This is a genomic window from Tistrella mobilis KA081020-065 (genome assembly GCF_000264455.2).
Classification (GTDB): Bacteria; Pseudomonadota; Alphaproteobacteria; order Tistrellales; family Tistrellaceae; genus Tistrella; species Tistrella mobilis.
In genome coordinates this window covers 206,326-220,248 of sequence record NC_017958.1, presented here as the reverse complement: position 1 = coordinate 220,248, position 13,923 = coordinate 206,326, and the positions used below count along the sequence as shown (strand labels likewise).

The following is a 13,923-nucleotide window of genomic DNA, read 5'->3' as shown; positions in this document are numbered from 1 at the left end:
CCGGGTCACTCCGCAGGATCGTCGAACCGCTCGACGCGCACCCGCGCGCCGGCGGTGGTGGCAAAGCGCGCGCAGCCGGCCTCGATCCGGTCGAGCTGGCCCATCGCGCGCGAACAGGGAAAGCCATAGCGGGCCTGCACGCGGTCGCTCGCCTCGATCAGGGCGGTGCGGGCGCGGGCGCGGAAATCGGCAAGGGCATAGTCGGCACCGGCGGCGAAATGGTCGCGGATCACCAGCGAGGGCGAATAGCAGCGCTCCACGGCGCCGTCGGGCCAGCGGATGGTGAAGGTCATCTCGGGCATGGCATCCCCCTCGGGGTGGCGGTTTCGTGCAGCAGGCGCCATTGGGCGAGATGGGCCATGGCGGTGCGGCGCCAGTCGTGACGGGCGGCGACCCGATAGCCGCCGGCGATCAGCCGGCTGCGCAGCGGCTCGACCAGCGAGACCAGCATCGCGTCGGCGATGGAGGCGACCGAATGCGGGTCGCACCAGACCGCCTCGTCGGCGGCCAGATGTTCGGTGAAGGGCGGGATGGTCGCGGTCACCACCGGCAGGCCGGCGGCCATGGCCTCGATCACCGCCAGGCCGAAGCCTTCGTTGAGCGAGGGGAAGACCAGCGTGTCGGCGATCCGGTAGAGCGCCGGCATCTCGGCATGATCCAGCCGGCCGGTCACCACCACCGCATTTGCGGGCAGGCGACAGGCATGGCGTGCCGCCTCGAACCGGGCGCGATAGCTGTCGTGATCCAGCACCGAGGCGCCGCCCGCGATCACCAGCCGTGCCCGCGGTTTCAGCCGTCGGACCTGAGCGAAGGCCTGCAGGATGGCGATGCTGTTCTTGCGTGCTTCGATGCCGCCGACCGAGAGGAAAACCGGGCCGGCGCCCAGACCGAAGCGCTGCCGCAGCCCGTCCTCACGCCCGTCGGCATCCGGGGAGAAGCGGGTCATGTCGACGCCGTTGCCGACCACCGTCGCCTGCCGGCCGAAACGCCGGGCCAGCTCGTCCGCCCAGACCCTGGAGACCACGAACAGCTCGTCGGCGCCGCGGATCGAGCGCGCTTCCAGCGCATCGACCCGGTCGTCGCCGAAGCGGTCGACATGATGGACGGTCCGCATCGCCCGGCCGATCAGGCCGCGATCCCTGAGCGTCACCAGCGCATTGCCCGAGATGCCGTCCTGGGCGTGAAAGATGTCGAAATCGCGGGCGGCCGGATCCTCGAAATACGCCAGATAGCCGGCGATCCGGCTTTGGACCAGCGCCGCCAGACCAGGCCCCGCCGGTGCCGTCACCGGAACCGACCGGGTGCCGGCCAGCGTGTCGCGAAAGAAGCCGCGCCCGTCGGGATCGGGCGCATGCACCACCGCCTCGTGCCCCAGCCGGACCAGGGCATCGGCCAGTTCCAGCGCATGGACCACCCCGCCGCGCGGGTTGGTCGAATGGGTGAGCAGCGCGATGCGCAGCGGCCGGTCGGCGGAGATCACGGTACGGCCTCCCCCATAAGGGTGCGGACAGGCCGGGTGACGGCAGGCATGCCGTGTGGCGCGCAGCCGAGCAGGGGGAAGGCGCCGGGGTCGCAGACCGCCGCGGTCGATCGGCCGTCGGTGATCGAGACCACGGAGCCGGCATGGATATGGCCGATCGTGGCGGCGGCGATGTCGCGATCGGTGAATCGGCGGATCACAGCGGCCTCGTGGTCCGGGGCGACCGCCAGCAGATAGCCGAAGCTGGGAAACGCCTTCAGCCAGCGGGCGGGATCGGTGTCGGGCGGTGCGGGGATGGCGGTGACGTCGATCGTGATCCCGACGCCCGAGCATTCGGCCAGCATCGCCGCCGTCCCCACCACACCCGCCTGGCTGATATCCTTGGCGGCGCGGGCGAGCCCGGCTTCGGCGATCGCGGGCAGCAGGGCCAGATCGCCGCGCAGCCGGTCGGCCGGTGCCCCCAGCGCCGCCTGCCAGTTGTCGAAGGGCGGGCGCCAGGCGCCGCGCAGATCCACCGCCATCACAAGCCGGTCCCCCGGCCGGGCATCGGCGCTGGTCAGCAGGCGTTCTGCCCGGCCCAGCACGGCCACGGCCAGTTGCGGTTGTGGCGTCGACAGATTGCTGTGGCCGCCGACCACCGGCACGCCATAGCAGCGCGCCGCCGCCCGGAGCCCGTCGAGAATTTCGGCCGCGGTGCCGTCGCCGGGCGACCAGAGCGCATCGACCACCGCAATCGGCCGCCCGCCCATGGCGGCGATGTCCGACAGGTTGACCATCACCCCGCACCAGCCGGCGAACCAGGGATCGGCGGCCACGAAGCGGTTCATGAAGCCTTCGATCGCGAACAGCAGATGGCCGTCGCCATCGGGAATGGCGGCACAGTCGTCGCCCACGGGCACCGCGGCACCGCCGGCCCCGGTCAGGCCAAGACGGCGGGTCACCGCCGCGATATCGGCCTTGGCCGCCAGCCCCGGCGCCCGCGCCAGCTCTGCCGCCAGGGCGTCGAGCGCGGTCATGCCGCCCTCCGCAGCGTCATGAACCCGGTCTCGGGCGCCCGGGCCGGCGGATAGAAATCGAGATCGGCTTCCATGTGGTGATGGGGGTGGCCGTGAAGGTCGATTTCGGCCAGGCTTCGCCAGTGCAGCCGGTGGAAGAGCGGTGCGTTCGCCGCCTGGACATGGGCCAGAAAACGGCTGCAGCCGCGGGCGCGTGCGGTGGAGACTGCAAGCCGGATCAGGCCCGATCCCAGGGCGCCGATCCGGCGATGGGCGCGGTCGACCGCCAGCCGCGATCCCCACCACAGGCCCGGTTCGGCCTCGTGGATCCGCACCGTGCCGACCACATCGCCCGGGGCGACGCCCAGCAGCGACACCGCGACCAGCGTCAGCGCCACCCGGTCGATCGCATCGCCGTCATCGCCGGCAAACAGGCGCTGTTCGGTGCAGAACACCTGCCGGCGCAGCCGGGCAGCCGCGGCGCGTTCCCAGGGCTCCACCGCCAGCTTGATCTGGAAGCTCGCGGGCAGAAAGGGGGAGGATGGCGGGAAGAGATGAAGCGGTTCCGGCATCATGGCAGCACCTCGGCCGGCAGGGGGGCGGCGCGTTCGATGGCATCCGGGCGGCCTGCCCGGCGGCGCTCATAGGTCGAAAGCGCCGAGCAGGCGCCACAGCGGGCACAGCCCGCCTTGACCGCGTCGGCCGCCAGCCCGGCCCCGGCCAGCATGGCGGCGAGCGGGTCCAGCACCGCATGCATGAAGGCGGCATCGGGCCCCGGATGACCGGCGAGCGGTGTGCCCGAAATCGGCACGAAGGGCACCACGAAGGGGTAGACGCCGATCGCGACCAGCTGCCGGCAGAGCGCCAGAATGTCGTCCACCCCGTCGCCCAGCCCGGCCAGGATGTAGGTGGAAACCTGGCCGCGGCCGAAGACCGGCACCGCCGCCGCGAATGCCTCAAGATAGCGGCTGACCGGCACCTGGGCCTTGCCGGGCATGATCCGCGCCCGCACCGGTTCGGTCACCGCCTCCAGATGCATGCCCAGGCCATCGGCGCCGGCCTCTTTCAGGCGGCGGAACCAGGCATCGTCGTCGGGCGGCTCGCACTGCACCTGCACCGGCAGATCCACCGCCGCCTTCACCGCCGCAACGCTTTCCGCCAGGATGGCAGCGCCGCGATCCTTGCCGGGCGGGGTGCCGGTGGTCATCACCATGTGGCGGACGCCATCCAGTTCCACCGCTGCCCGGGCGACCTCGGCCAGCTGTGCCGGGGTCTTGCGCTCCACGGTGCGGCCGGCGGCCAGCGACTGGCCGATGGCACAGAACTGGCAGGTCTTGGCCCGGCTGACATAGCGCACGCAGGATTGCAGCACGGTGGTCGCCAGCACGTCGCGGCCGTGAAGCGTGGCGATCTTCCAATAGGGCACGCCGTCTTCGGTCATCCTGTCGTAGAAACGCGGCCGGCGCGGGAACGAGACCTCGCCGAGCGCCCGGCCGTCGCGGAACACCCGGGACCGGCCGGCCGTATCGGGCCGTTCCAGCACATAGGGGCTGGCCTTGGCCGCGCCGGTGTGGATCGGCACCATCACCGTCGTCTCGCCGATGGTAAGGGCGGTATGATCCGACGGGCCGGCGCCGCCCTTGCGGTCGACCGCGGGTCCGGCTGCGTCAGCCAGCCTGGCGCCGAAGGATTGCAGCTCGTTGATCAGCGTCTCCGCGGTCGGCGGACGGGTCGGCATCGGCGCCTGCAGGATCTCTGACATCGCGGCGTCTCCCGGGGATGAGGGTGTCGGACGGGGCGGCGGCCCGATGCATCGGCACCGCCGGGCGGTCGTCGAGGCGCAGCGACAGCAGTTCCGGCCGGGCGTAATGGCCCACCGAATCCATCATCCGCTTGCGCTTCAGGATCAGGCCCATGTCGAGATCGGCGACCAGGATGCCTTCGCCCGTGGTCAGCGGCGGCACCAGATGCCGGCCTTCGGGCGAGACGATCGCGGTCATGCAGCCGCCCGACAATGCGCCATGCAGGGCGGGGTCGGGGGTGATGCGGGCCTTCTGTTCCGGCGTCAGCCAGCCGGTGGCATTGACCACGAAACAGCCGCTTTCCAGCGCGTGGTGGCGGATGGTGACCTCGATCTGCTCGGCGAAGATCGGCCCGACCAGCGCGCCGGGGAACTGGGCGGCGTGGATCTCCTCATGCGCCGCCATCAGCGCATAGCGGGCGAGCGGGTTGTAGTGCTCCCAGCAGGCCAGCGCCCCCAGCCGGCCGGCGGCCGTTTCCACCACCTTCAGCCCGGCGCCGTCGCCCTGGCCCCAGATCATCCGCTCGTGGAAGGTGGGGGTGATCTTGCGGCGGCGGAGCAGCAGCGTGCCGTCGGCATCGAAGACCAGCTGGGTATTGTAGAGCGAGCCGTGGTCGCGCTCGTTGACGCCCACCACCATCACCATGGCATGGCGCCGCGCTGCTTCGGCGAGGGCGGCCGTCACCGGGCCGGGCACGGTCACCGCCTGGTCGTAGAGCCGGAGATGTTCGGCACCGGTTGCAACTGGTGGATGCACGAACGAAAAATACGGGTACCAGGGAATGAAGGTTTCGGGGAAGACCACCAGCTGTGCGCCTCTTGCCGCCGCCTCGGCGGCGGCGGCGAGGACGCGCTCCAGCGTGGCGGCCGCCGTGTCCAGATCGGGAGCGATCTGGACCGCAGCGGCGCGGATGGTGGCGGGTGTGGCACGGGATCCGGTCATCGCGTCCTCGCGTCTCTGGCTCGTGAGTGGGGGGCTCTTGAGCGGGGGACGAGTGATCAGAGCGTCCAGGTGTCGAGGATGAAGGCGTTGTCCTTGCGGTGCAGCAGCACCAGGTCGAGCACGTCCAGCGGGTTGATGGGCGTGATCCCCGGGATCAGCGACGGCTCGCCATGGCCGTAAAGCGCCTGAAGCGCGAAACGGCAGGCATAGACCTTGCCGCCTTCCTCCATGAATTTGACGATCTGGTTGTTCATCGCCAGATGGCCGGGGAAAGCCTCGTCGCCGAGCTTGGGGAAGCCGCGCTGCACGCCCAGCGTCACGCCGGGCCCATAGAGCAGCACGGTGGTCTCGAAGCCCTTGCGCAGCAACCGGGTCGCCTGCAGCAGGTTCACAAGGCCGATCGAGCCTTCGAAGGCGACGGTGTGGAAGGTGACCAGCGCCTTCTCTCCCGGCTGGGCCTTCACGTCCTCGAACACCTTCTCTTCGTAATTGACCAGGAAGTCGCCGGTCTGATGGGCGGGCTTGGTGACCACGGGCATCGTTGTCTCTCCGATGGTGCCGGTCCGCGGCGCCTCTGCCGCGGCTCTCGGGGTCTCGGGAAGTGCAACGCCCATGCCATGCGACCGCCTGTTCATGATGTAATCAGATGCAGTCAATTTGCAGTCATATATACAGTCAATCAGCATGGTCGCCGGGTCGGAATCGCCTATGGAATGGTCGTTCTGCCTATGAATTGAGCTTAAATTTCGTGCATGGGCGCGTTTGCCCAAGTTATCCGCATAAAAACTGTCGGATCCGGATGGACGTCGGCCGGGCGGAAATCCAGTCAATCCGGTCACTGCCGGGATCTGCGGCACAAAGCCGCCGCTGCCCGCGATTGCGCCCCGCCTCAGGGCGTGCAACAAGATACCGTCAATTGCCTTCAGACGAGACCCGGTGACCGCATGACGGAGTGGATGCCCGACCTGTCCGCCAGTGACAGACCCCGCTATCTGGCGATCGCCGACGTGATCGAGGCGGATCTTCGGTCCGGCCGGCTGTCGGTGGGCGACCGGCTGCCGCCGCAGCGCCGGCTGGCGGAGCGGCTGGGCATCGATTTCACCACCGTCGCCCGGGGCTATTCCGAAGCCCATCGCCGCGGGCTGGTCGAATCGCGGGTCGGACAGGGCACCTATGTCCGGGCCCTGCCGCGCCCGGATCGCGAAACCGTGGCACGTGGCCAGCCCCGACGCGCCGACGTCGTCGACCTGACGATGAACCTGCCGCCCGAACCCGACGATCCGGCGCTGATCGCCCGCATGCAGGCGGGGCTGGAAGCGGTGGGCCGGGATCTGGTGGCGCTGCTGCGCTATCAGGATTTCGGCGGCGCCCCTGCCGACAAGGATGCCGCTTCCATCTGGCTCGGCCGTCGCGGTCTGGTGCCGGCCCAGGAACGGCTGATGGTCACCCCCGGCGCCCATGCGGCCCTGATGGGGATACTGGGCGTGCTGGCCTCGGCCGGCGATGTGGTGCTGGCCGAAGAGATCACCTATCCGGGCGTGCGGTCGATCGCCGCCCAGCTGGGGCTGAAACTGGCCGGCCTGCCGATGGACGACGACGGCATCGACCCCGATGCCCTGGCAGATGCCTGCCGGCGTCTGGCGCCCAAGGCGCTCTACCTGAACCCGACCCTGCAGAACCCGACCACGCTGACCATCCCGCAGCGCCGGCGCGAGGAGATCGTCACCATCGCCCGGCGGTTCGGCGTGCCGATCGTCGAGGACGATGCCTATGGCTTCATCCCCGCCCAGGGCCCGGCCCCCTTCGCGGCGCTGGCGCCGGATCTGACCTGGCATGTGGCGGGGTTGGCAAAATGCATCGGCGCCGGGCTGCGGGCGGCCTATGTGGTGGCGCCCAGCGCCCGGGCCGGCTGGCCCTTCACGGCTGCGGTGCGCACGGCCACGGTCATGGCCTCGCCGGTGACCGTGGCCCTTGCCACCCGCTGGATTGAGGACGGCACCGCCGACGCCCTGCTGCGCTTCATCCGTGCCGAGACCGCCGCCCGCCAGCAGCTCGCCGCCGAGGTTCTGGCGCCCGACAGCTTCCGAACCGACCCGGCCAGCTTCAATCTCTGGGTGCCGCTGCCCGCGGGCTGGACCCGTTCGGCCTTCATAGGTCAGATGCGCTCCACCGGCATCGGTGTGGTGGCGAGCGACGCCTTCGCGGTCGGCGTCACCCCGCCCGAAGCGGTCCGCCTCTGCCTGGGTGGCCCGACCAGCCGCGCCGATCTGCGTCGCGCGCTGGAATACATGGCCCATGCGCTGAGCGAACAGCCGGCCGTGGCGTCGACCTATCTCTAAAAGATTTTTGACGGAGAGAGCGAGATGTCTGGAGTATCTATTGATGACGAAAAAAGCGTATTAAAAGAAATGAGTTTAATGGCGGTTATCGACGCCTATAGGGGATGGATTACTGCCGATTATGTTATCTTGAGATTGACGGGTGTTCTTTCTAAGAATGGCGATAGAAGTGATAACGACATTGGTTGTATTGACACGGATACATTAAAATATATATTAAAAGAATATTCTATTAGTAGAAATATAAAAATTGAAGGTGATGCTAGATGCAGACTTGTCGATAAATTAAACAGTAATTGTATGCGACGCATTTTGGAGAGAAAATTTACTGAGCGTGCTAAATTTCTATGCGAATTCTCTGATAAGAATAGAATTGAAAACAGAAAGATAAATTCAGCATACTCTAAATTAACATGGTTTTTGCGTCCAGAAGACTGGACGATGTTTGACAAATTTGTGAATTCTGCAGTTTTAAGGAGAAATCAAAGTAATATGAAAGAATGTTACGAGAATATTTCGAAATTCTGGGATGAAAATTCGTCTGCTCTGTCAAAAAAAGCATCAGATCATAAATTTAACCCCTCCTTGGACTGCGTGTGTTTGACAAATTCCTATTCTGCCACGGAATAGGACTCTATGGCCCACATCACTCGAAAGAAGGGGATGCCGGACAAATGTATCCCGAACGGACAAGATGTGAGATTTTTAAGAGTAAAAACGTCAGTAATTTACATCGACGTTTAAATCTTATGATCGATGCGTTTCCGCAGTGTACAGCGAGACGTTTGAGAGATCTGGCCGAGGAAGTTTGCGAAGATCTTGGGAAAATCCCCATGTAAGTGGCGCGATCCGGGTATCAGATCCACCGCAGCCGCCGGTACAGGACGAACTGCACCGCCACCAGCAGGCCCAGCGCCAGGCACAGCAGCAGGAAGGCGGCCGGGTCGTCGGCGCCGGGGATGCCGGCGACGTTGACGCCCAGAAGCCCGGTGATGAAGCCCAAAGGCAGCATCACCGACGACAGGATGGTCAGCAGATAGACCGTGCGGTCGGTGCGCTCGGCGATGCGCGCTTCCCATTCGCTCTGGGCGAGCAGGGTGCGTTCGCGGATGGCGTCCAGATCCTCGACCATCCGGGTCAGCTGGTCGGCGGTCTCGCGCAGTTCCAGCCGGTCGACATGGCCGAAGGGGGACGGGTCGAGCCCGGCCAGCCGCATCAGCGCCTCGCGCTGGGGCGCCATATAGCGGCGGAAGGCGATGGTCTCGCGCCTGAGTTCGGCAAGCGCGGCGCGCGCCTTGCGGATGCCCTCGCGCGGGCGGGCGTCGGCGGCACCGGCCAGCGCCTCGTCTTCCAGATCGTCGATCAGGTCTTCCAGCCGGTCGACCTCGGGCCGGAGCCGGCCGACCAGCCGGTCGGCCAGATCGGCGATCACTCCGCCCGAATCCCGCGGGCCGCCGCTGCCGGCGGTCAGCGCCTCGGCCATTTCGCGGGTTGAGCGCAGCGGGTAGCGGCGGGTGGTGATGGTCATCCCCGCCACCGTCCAGGCGCGGACCGAAATCAGATCCGACGCCTCCATGCCCGGGTTGACGTTCAGCCCGCGCAGATTGACCACCAGCCCGTCGGCGAAGCGATCGGCCCGGGGCCGGGTCTCTTCGGCGAGCAGGGCTTCGGCCGCATGCGGCGGCACGCCCGCGAGATCGAGCCAGTCCTGCACGCCTGGATCCATCCGGTCGACATGCAGCCAGAGATCGGGGGCATCGACCGTCTGGCCGGCGCTGCGGTCGCGCAGCGCCGCCGCGGTCTGGGCGGGGGAGAGCGGCCGGCCGCCGCCCCTGCCATCCAGGGCAAAGGCGTGGACCAGGCCGCGGGTCGGAACGTCGTTATCGGTCGTGCTCATGGCGCCGATCCCAGCATGAAACCCGGCTCAGCGCCAGCGCAGCAGGCGTTTCTCGACCAGGCCGAGCAGGAAGGCGACCACCAGGCCCAGGGCCGACAGCACCACCACGCCCGCGATCAGCAGATCCAGCCGCATCAGATTGCCGGCATTCAGCACCAGCGCGCCCAGCCCGTATTCGGCGCCGATCATCTCGGCCGCCACCAGCAGGATGATGCCGATCGAGGCCGAGACCCTGAAACCGGTCAGGATGGCGGGCAGGGCGCCCGGCAGCACGATGCGGGTGGCGATCCGCCAGGACGACAGGCCGAAGCTCTGGCCCATGGAGATCAGGCTGCGCGGCACGCCGGCCACGCCGCCGGCGGTGTTGATCACGGTCGGGAAGAACACGCCGAAGGCGATGGTCGCAACCTTCGACGGCTCGCCGATGCCGAACCAGATGATGAACAGCGGCAGCAGCGCGATCTTGGGGATGGGGAACAGCGCCGTCACCAGCGGCAGGCCGGTGGCGCGGGCCAGCGAGAACAGCCCGACCATCAGCCCGACCGCCACGCCCAAGGCGGCCCCCAGCGCCCAGCCCAGGCCGAGGCGCATCAGCGAGGCGGAAAGATGGCGCCAGAGATCGCCGGTCTCGATCAGCCGGGCGAGGGCGGCCAGCACATCGCCCGGCGGCGGCAGGGTCAGCGGTCCGATCCAGCCCCGGGCCGATCCCAGTGCCCAGAGGCCGAAGAGCAGGGCGAAGAACAGGCCGGTGACCAGCGGCATCCGGCGCGGCGCGAAACCGCCGCCGCGATAGGGCACCGGGCGCGGCGTGTCGTCCTGGGGCGTGGTCCGAAGAGGCTGGTCAGCCATGCTGCACCTCACGATCGGCGGTGGCGGCCTCGTCGCGGATCGACCGCCAGAGCCGGTCGGCCAGGGCGGCCATGCCGGCGCCGTCCGCGGCACGCTCATCGAGCGGCGTGTCGATCTGCACCACCTCGCGGATCCGTCCCGGCCGGCGGGAGAGCACCACCACCTCGTGGGCGAGGCGCACGGCCTCGATCAGGTTGTGGGTGACATAGAGCGCGCTGAACGGCGCCCGGCCGTGCAGGGCGACAAGATCCTCGATCAACAGCTCGCGGGTCTGGGCATCCAGTGCCGAGAGCGGTTCGTCCATCAGCAGCACGGCGGGTGAGACCGCCAGCGCCCGGGCGATGCCGACCCGCTGGCGCATGCCGCCCGACAGCTGGCGCGGCACGGCGCCGGCGAAGTCGGCAAGCCCCGTGCGCGCCAGGGCATCGGCCACGCGTGCGCGGACCTCTGCCGCGCCGAGCCCACGGCCTTCCAGCGGCAGGGCGACGTTCTTCGCCACCGTCCGCCAGGGCAGCAGGGCGAAATCCTGGAAGACATAGGTCAGCGGGTTCAGGCAGCCTTCGGGCGCCGCCCCCGCCGACAGCACTTCGCCGGATGTCGGCCGGATCAGCCCGCCGGCGATGCCGAGCAGGGTGGACTTGCCGCAGCCCGACGGGCCGACCACGGCGACGATGCGGCCCGCGCCGACCGTAAGATCGACGGGGCCGAGGGCGTGCAGGCCGTCATAGGCATGAGAGACGGCCTTCAGGATCAGGCGCATCGTCGGGTCGTCACTTCGCCTGAACCGAGAAGCCGCCGGGCACGAAGCTGGTGTCGACGAAGCTTGCGGCCTCGACATCGGCATCGACCAGGTCGTGCTGCTTGTACCAGCGCAGCTGATCGGCGATGTCGGCGGCATCGAACCGGCCCTGGGGTTCGATATACATCGCACCCGCCTTCACGCCGGCATCGTTCGGCTTTTCGGGATAGACATATTTGTTGATGATGTCGACCACCGGCTGGGTGTCGGGCCCATAGACCCGTTCGCCCTTGGCGTCGTTCTGGTTGAGGGTGGCGTTGTAGTCGGCCGCCGCCTTCACATAGGCGCGCACGAACCGCTCCACCATGTCGCGATGTTCGCTGACGTTGCGGGTGGAGGTGAACAGCCCGCCCAGCTGATAGGGGGCGATATCGGCCACCCGGCCGATCATCTTCGCGGCACCCGAATCGACCAGCCCCTTGGCGATATGCGGCACGATGATCATCGCGTCGACCTGGCCGGATTTCAGCGCCGCGATCATGTTCGGCACCGCCTGCAGCGGCTTCAGGTCGACCTTCGAGAGGTCGAAGCCGCGGGCCTCGGCGATCCGGCCGATCATGTAGTGGAAGGAGGATCCGGTCTGGGTCATCGCCAGGCTGTGGCCGGGGAAGTCGTCGACCGAGCGGAAGCCCTCGTCCCAGGCCTTGTTGGAGACCAGGATCGCCGATCCGTCCTGGCCGGCGATTTCGGCCGACTGGCCGGCGATGACCTTGAGCGCGCCCTTGCCCGCCAGGTTGTAGAAGCCGGCGGTGAAGGCGGTCACGCCGAAATCGGCATCGCCCGAGGCAATCGCCACCGCCACCGGCTGGGCGGCGCGGAAGATCTGGATGTCGACATCCAGCCCTTCGGCTTCGTAATAGCCGCGGTCCTTGGCGATGAACAGCGGCGAGGAGGACACGAAGGCGAGGGCCGCGACCGTCACCTTGGTCTTTTCCGCCGCGACGGCGCCGCCGGGCAGGCCCGAGGCGAGGGCGGCGAGCGCCGCGCCGCAAAGGCCGATGGTCTTGAGCAGGCTGCGGCGGGAAGGCCGCGCCCCGGAACGGGTGCTGAGCATCTTCGGTCGTCTCCCGACGGTTTCTTCACACGTCATCGTCTTGTCGAAGCTACCGGTCTGGTGCCGGCATGGCGGGCAGTCTAGGCCCGGTATACCACCCGCGTCACCCCGGAAACGCCGATGCCCGCGGCCGGGGCGCGCGGGCATCGTTGCAGAGTGGTTGCCGGGAAACCTTCGGGTGAGCCCTTCCCGGGCTCAGATCCTCCCCGGACTCAGACCTTCAGGGGCGCAGCACCTTGCCCGGGTTCATGATCCCCTGCGGATCCAGCGCCTGCTTCAGCTGGCGCATCACCGAAATCGCCTCGCCATGTTCGGCGATCAGGAAGTCGCGCTTGCCCAGGCCCACGCCATGCTCGCCGGTGCAGGTGCCGCCAAAGGCGAGCGCGCGCTCCACCAGCCGGTCGTTGAGGCGCTGGGCCTCTTTCAGATCGTCGGGGTTCTCGGGGTCGACCAGGAAGACCAGATGGAAATTGCCGTCGCCGACATGGCCGACCATCGGCGCCATCAGGCTGGAGCTTTCCAGATCCTTGCGGGTCTCCAGGATCGCATCGGCCAGCTGCGAGATCGGCACGCAGACATCGGTCGGCCAGCCCTTGGAGCCGGGCTTCAGCCTGAGCGAGGCGTAATAGGCATTGTGCCGGGCCTGCCAGAGGGCGTTGCGGTCTTCGGCGAGCGTCGCGAAACGGAAATCGCCGCCGCCATGCTCGCCAGCGATCGCCTGCACCATCTCGGCCTGTTCGACCACACCCGCCTCGGTGCCGTGGAATTCGAAGAACAGGGTCGGCTGCACCGGGTTGTCGAGCTTGGAATAGGCGTTGACCGCCTTGACCGACAGCTCGTCGAGCAGTTCGACGCGGGCGACCGGAATGCCCATCTGGATGGTCTGGATCACCGTGCGCACGGCACCTTCCAGGGTCTCGAACGGGCAGACCGCCGCCGAGATCGCCTCGGGCACGCCATAGAGCCGAAGCGTGACTTCTGTGATCACGCAAAGCGTGCCTTCCGAGCCCACGAACAGCCGGGTGAGATCATAGCCGGCCGAGGATTTGCGGGCGCGGCGTGCGGTCTTGACGATCCGCCCGTCGGGCATCACCACGGTCAGCGACAGCACGTTCTCGCGCATCGTGCCATAGCGCACCGCATTGGTGCCCGAGGCGCGGGTCGCGGCCATGCCGCCCAGCGACGCATCGGCGCCGGGGTCGATCGGGAAGAACAGCCCCGTGGTCTTCAAATGCTCGTTCAGCTGCTTGCGGGTGACGCCGGCCTGGACGGTGACGTCCAGATCGTCGGTCGATACCCGCAGGATCTGGTTCATCCGGCTGACATCGATGCACACCCCGCCGCGGGTGGCGGCAACGCCGCCTTCCAGCGAGGTGCCGGTGCCGAAGGGGATGATCGGCACGGCATGGGCGGCGCAGAGCTTCACCACTTCCGCCACCTCTTCGGTGGTCTCGGGGAAGACCACCACATCGGGCGCCTCGACGTCGTGATAGCTCTCGTCGCGGCCATGCTGTTCGCGCACCGCCTGAGCGGTGGAGACCCGGTCGCCGAGAAGCTGCACGAGGGCCGCGACGAAAGCGTCGTCGACGGCAGTGGCGACGGGCCGGGCGGGGGCGGACGGGGCGGGGGCGGCGAGGGCCATGGCACGGATCTCCGGAAAGATGTCGATCACCGGTATCGGGGCCTCCGCATCCGGTGTTTGATGCACAGATTGTCCCCGTCAGCCGCGAACGCCAACCCTTTTCGCGCCGGCCCCGGCGGTGTCG

The 13,923-nt window shown here is 67.9% G+C and carries 14 protein-coding genes; 2 read left to right on the top strand and 12 right to left on the bottom strand.

Translation table 11 applies throughout. The annotated features are described in order from the left end of the window. Window positions 1-5: 5 nt before the first annotated feature. The 7 genes from TMO_RS24820 to TMO_RS24790 are packed head-to-tail and all read right to left on the bottom strand — an operon-like array spanning window position 6 to window position 5,758. Complete coding sequence (locus tag TMO_RS24820; protein WP_041607587.1) at window positions 6-302, bottom strand: MSMEG_0570 family nitrogen starvation response protein; 297 nt, start codon at window positions 300-302, stop codon at window positions 6-8. Next, window positions 290-1,480 carry an MSMEG_0565 family glycosyltransferase gene (locus TMO_RS24815; RefSeq protein WP_014747803.1) on the bottom strand — a complete coding sequence of 397 codons (1,191 nt, stop codon included), beginning with the start codon at window positions 1,478-1,480 and terminating at the stop codon, window positions 290-292. The genes TMO_RS24820 and TMO_RS24815 overlap by 13 nt, the downstream gene beginning before the upstream one ends. Next, the gene (locus TMO_RS24810) at window positions 1,477-2,496 is read right to left on the bottom strand and encodes a sll0787 family AIR synthase-like protein (protein ID WP_014747802.1); all 1,020 of its coding nucleotides are present in this window, start codon (window positions 2,494-2,496) and stop codon (window positions 1,477-1,479) included. The genes TMO_RS24815 and TMO_RS24810 overlap by 4 nt, the downstream gene beginning before the upstream one ends. Further along, window positions 2,493-3,050, bottom strand: coding sequence for an MSMEG_0567/Sll0786 family nitrogen starvation N-acetyltransferase (locus TMO_RS24805; RefSeq protein ID WP_014747801.1), 558 nt, complete (start codon window positions 3,048-3,050; stop codon window positions 2,493-2,495). The genes TMO_RS24810 and TMO_RS24805 overlap by 4 nt, the downstream gene beginning before the upstream one ends. Continuing rightward, the gene (locus tag TMO_RS24800) at window positions 3,047-4,237 is read right to left on the bottom strand and encodes an MSMEG_0568 family radical SAM protein (RefSeq protein WP_051045618.1); all 1,191 of its coding nucleotides are present in this window, start codon (window positions 4,235-4,237) and stop codon (window positions 3,047-3,049) included. Before TMO_RS24800 ends, TMO_RS24805 begins: the two co-directional genes overlap by 4 nt. Further along, a complete protein-coding gene (locus TMO_RS24795; RefSeq protein ID WP_014747799.1) occupies window positions 4,143-5,219 on the bottom strand; it encodes a Nit6803 family nitrilase in 1,077 nt (358 codons plus the stop codon). Before TMO_RS24795 ends, TMO_RS24800 begins: the two co-directional genes overlap by 95 nt. A 56-nt stretch (window positions 5,220-5,275) precedes the next feature. Then, a complete protein-coding gene (locus tag TMO_RS24790) occupies window positions 5,276-5,758 on the bottom strand; it encodes an MSMEG_0572/Sll0783 family nitrogen starvation response protein (protein ID WP_014747798.1) in 483 nt (160 codons plus the stop codon). Window positions 5,759-6,163: 405 nt separating this feature from the next. Here TMO_RS24790 and TMO_RS24785 point away from each other — a divergent pair, with 405 nt between their 5' ends. Continuing rightward, window positions 6,164-7,558: a PLP-dependent aminotransferase family protein gene (locus TMO_RS24785; protein WP_041607586.1), complete on the top strand. Its 1,395-nt coding sequence runs from the start codon at window positions 6,164-6,166 to the stop codon at window positions 7,556-7,558. A 24-nt stretch (window positions 7,559-7,582) separates the two neighbouring features. Then, complete coding sequence (locus tag TMO_RS31410; RefSeq protein ID WP_145978422.1) at window positions 7,583-8,188, top strand: hypothetical protein; 606 nt, start codon at window positions 7,583-7,585, stop codon at window positions 8,186-8,188. A 226-nt stretch (window positions 8,189-8,414) separates the two neighbouring features. On the opposite strand, the gene TMO_RS24780 is transcribed toward TMO_RS31410, so the two are convergent. The 5 genes from TMO_RS24780 to TMO_RS24760 all read right to left on the bottom strand — a co-directional run bounded on the left by TMO_RS24780 (window position 8,415) and on the right by TMO_RS24760 (window position 13,799). Beyond that, window positions 8,415-9,455, bottom strand: a complete 1,041-nt coding sequence (locus TMO_RS24780) for a zinc transporter ZntB (protein WP_014747796.1) — start codon at window positions 9,453-9,455, stop codon at window positions 8,415-8,417. Between the two features lie 27 nt (window positions 9,456-9,482). Beyond that, window positions 9,483-10,304 (bottom strand): ABC transporter permease, encoded by an 822-nt coding sequence (locus TMO_RS24775; RefSeq protein ID WP_014747795.1) that lies wholly within the window; start codon window positions 10,302-10,304, stop codon window positions 9,483-9,485. Continuing rightward, window positions 10,297-11,064, bottom strand: a complete 768-nt coding sequence (locus tag TMO_RS24770) for an ABC transporter ATP-binding protein (RefSeq protein ID WP_014747794.1) — start codon at window positions 11,062-11,064, stop codon at window positions 10,297-10,299. The genes TMO_RS24775 and TMO_RS24770 overlap by 8 nt, the downstream gene beginning before the upstream one ends. Before the next feature lie 10 nt (window positions 11,065-11,074). After that, window positions 11,075-12,157: an ABC transporter substrate-binding protein gene (locus TMO_RS24765; RefSeq protein ID WP_014747793.1), complete on the bottom strand. Its 1,083-nt coding sequence runs from the start codon at window positions 12,155-12,157 to the stop codon at window positions 11,075-11,077. A 220-nt stretch (window positions 12,158-12,377) separates the two neighbouring features. Beyond that, window positions 12,378-13,799, bottom strand: a complete 1,422-nt coding sequence (locus TMO_RS24760) for an FAD-linked oxidase C-terminal domain-containing protein (protein WP_051045646.1) — start codon at window positions 13,797-13,799, stop codon at window positions 12,378-12,380. Window positions 13,800-13,923: the final 124 nt, after the last annotated feature.

Bases quoted from the DNA above. Each gene is read 5' to 3' on its own strand.
- TMO_RS24810 (WP_014747802.1), bottom strand. From the start codon at position 2,496: ATGACCGCGCTCGACGCCCTGGCGGCAGAGCTGGCGCGGGCGCCGGGG.
- TMO_RS24770 (WP_014747794.1), bottom strand. From the start codon at position 11,064: ATGCGCCTGATCCTGAAGGCCGTCTCTCATGCCTATGACGGCCTGCAC.
- TMO_RS24805 (WP_014747801.1), bottom strand. From the start codon at position 3,050: ATGATGCCGGAACCGCTTCATCTCTTCCCGCCATCCTCCCCCTTTCTG.
- TMO_RS24795 (WP_014747799.1), bottom strand. From the start codon at position 5,219: ATGACCGGATCCCGTGCCACACCCGCCACCATCCGCGCCGCTGCGGTC.
- TMO_RS24820 (WP_041607587.1), bottom strand. From the start codon at position 302: ATGCCCGAGATGACCTTCACCATCCGCTGGCCCGACGGCGCCGTGGAG.
- TMO_RS24775 (WP_014747795.1), bottom strand. From the start codon at position 10,304: ATGGCTGACCAGCCTCTTCGGACCACGCCCCAGGACGACACGCCGCGC.
- TMO_RS24785 (WP_041607586.1), top strand. From the start codon at position 6,164: ATGACGGAGTGGATGCCCGACCTGTCCGCCAGTGACAGACCCCGCTAT.
- TMO_RS24780 (WP_014747796.1), bottom strand. From the start codon at position 9,455: ATGAGCACGACCGATAACGACGTTCCGACCCGCGGCCTGGTCCACGCC.
- TMO_RS24760 (WP_051045646.1), bottom strand. From the start codon at position 13,799: ATGGCCCTCGCCGCCCCCGCCCCGTCCGCCCCCGCCCGGCCCGTCGCC.
- TMO_RS24800 (WP_051045618.1), bottom strand. From the start codon at position 4,237: ATGTCAGAGATCCTGCAGGCGCCGATGCCGACCCGTCCGCCGACCGCG.
- TMO_RS24765 (WP_014747793.1), bottom strand. From the start codon at position 12,157: ATGCTCAGCACCCGTTCCGGGGCGCGGCCTTCCCGCCGCAGCCTGCTC.
- TMO_RS24790 (WP_014747798.1), bottom strand. From the start codon at position 5,758: ATGCCCGTGGTCACCAAGCCCGCCCATCAGACCGGCGACTTCCTGGTC.
- TMO_RS31410 (WP_145978422.1), top strand. From the start codon at position 7,583: ATGTCTGGAGTATCTATTGATGACGAAAAAAGCGTATTAAAAGAAATG.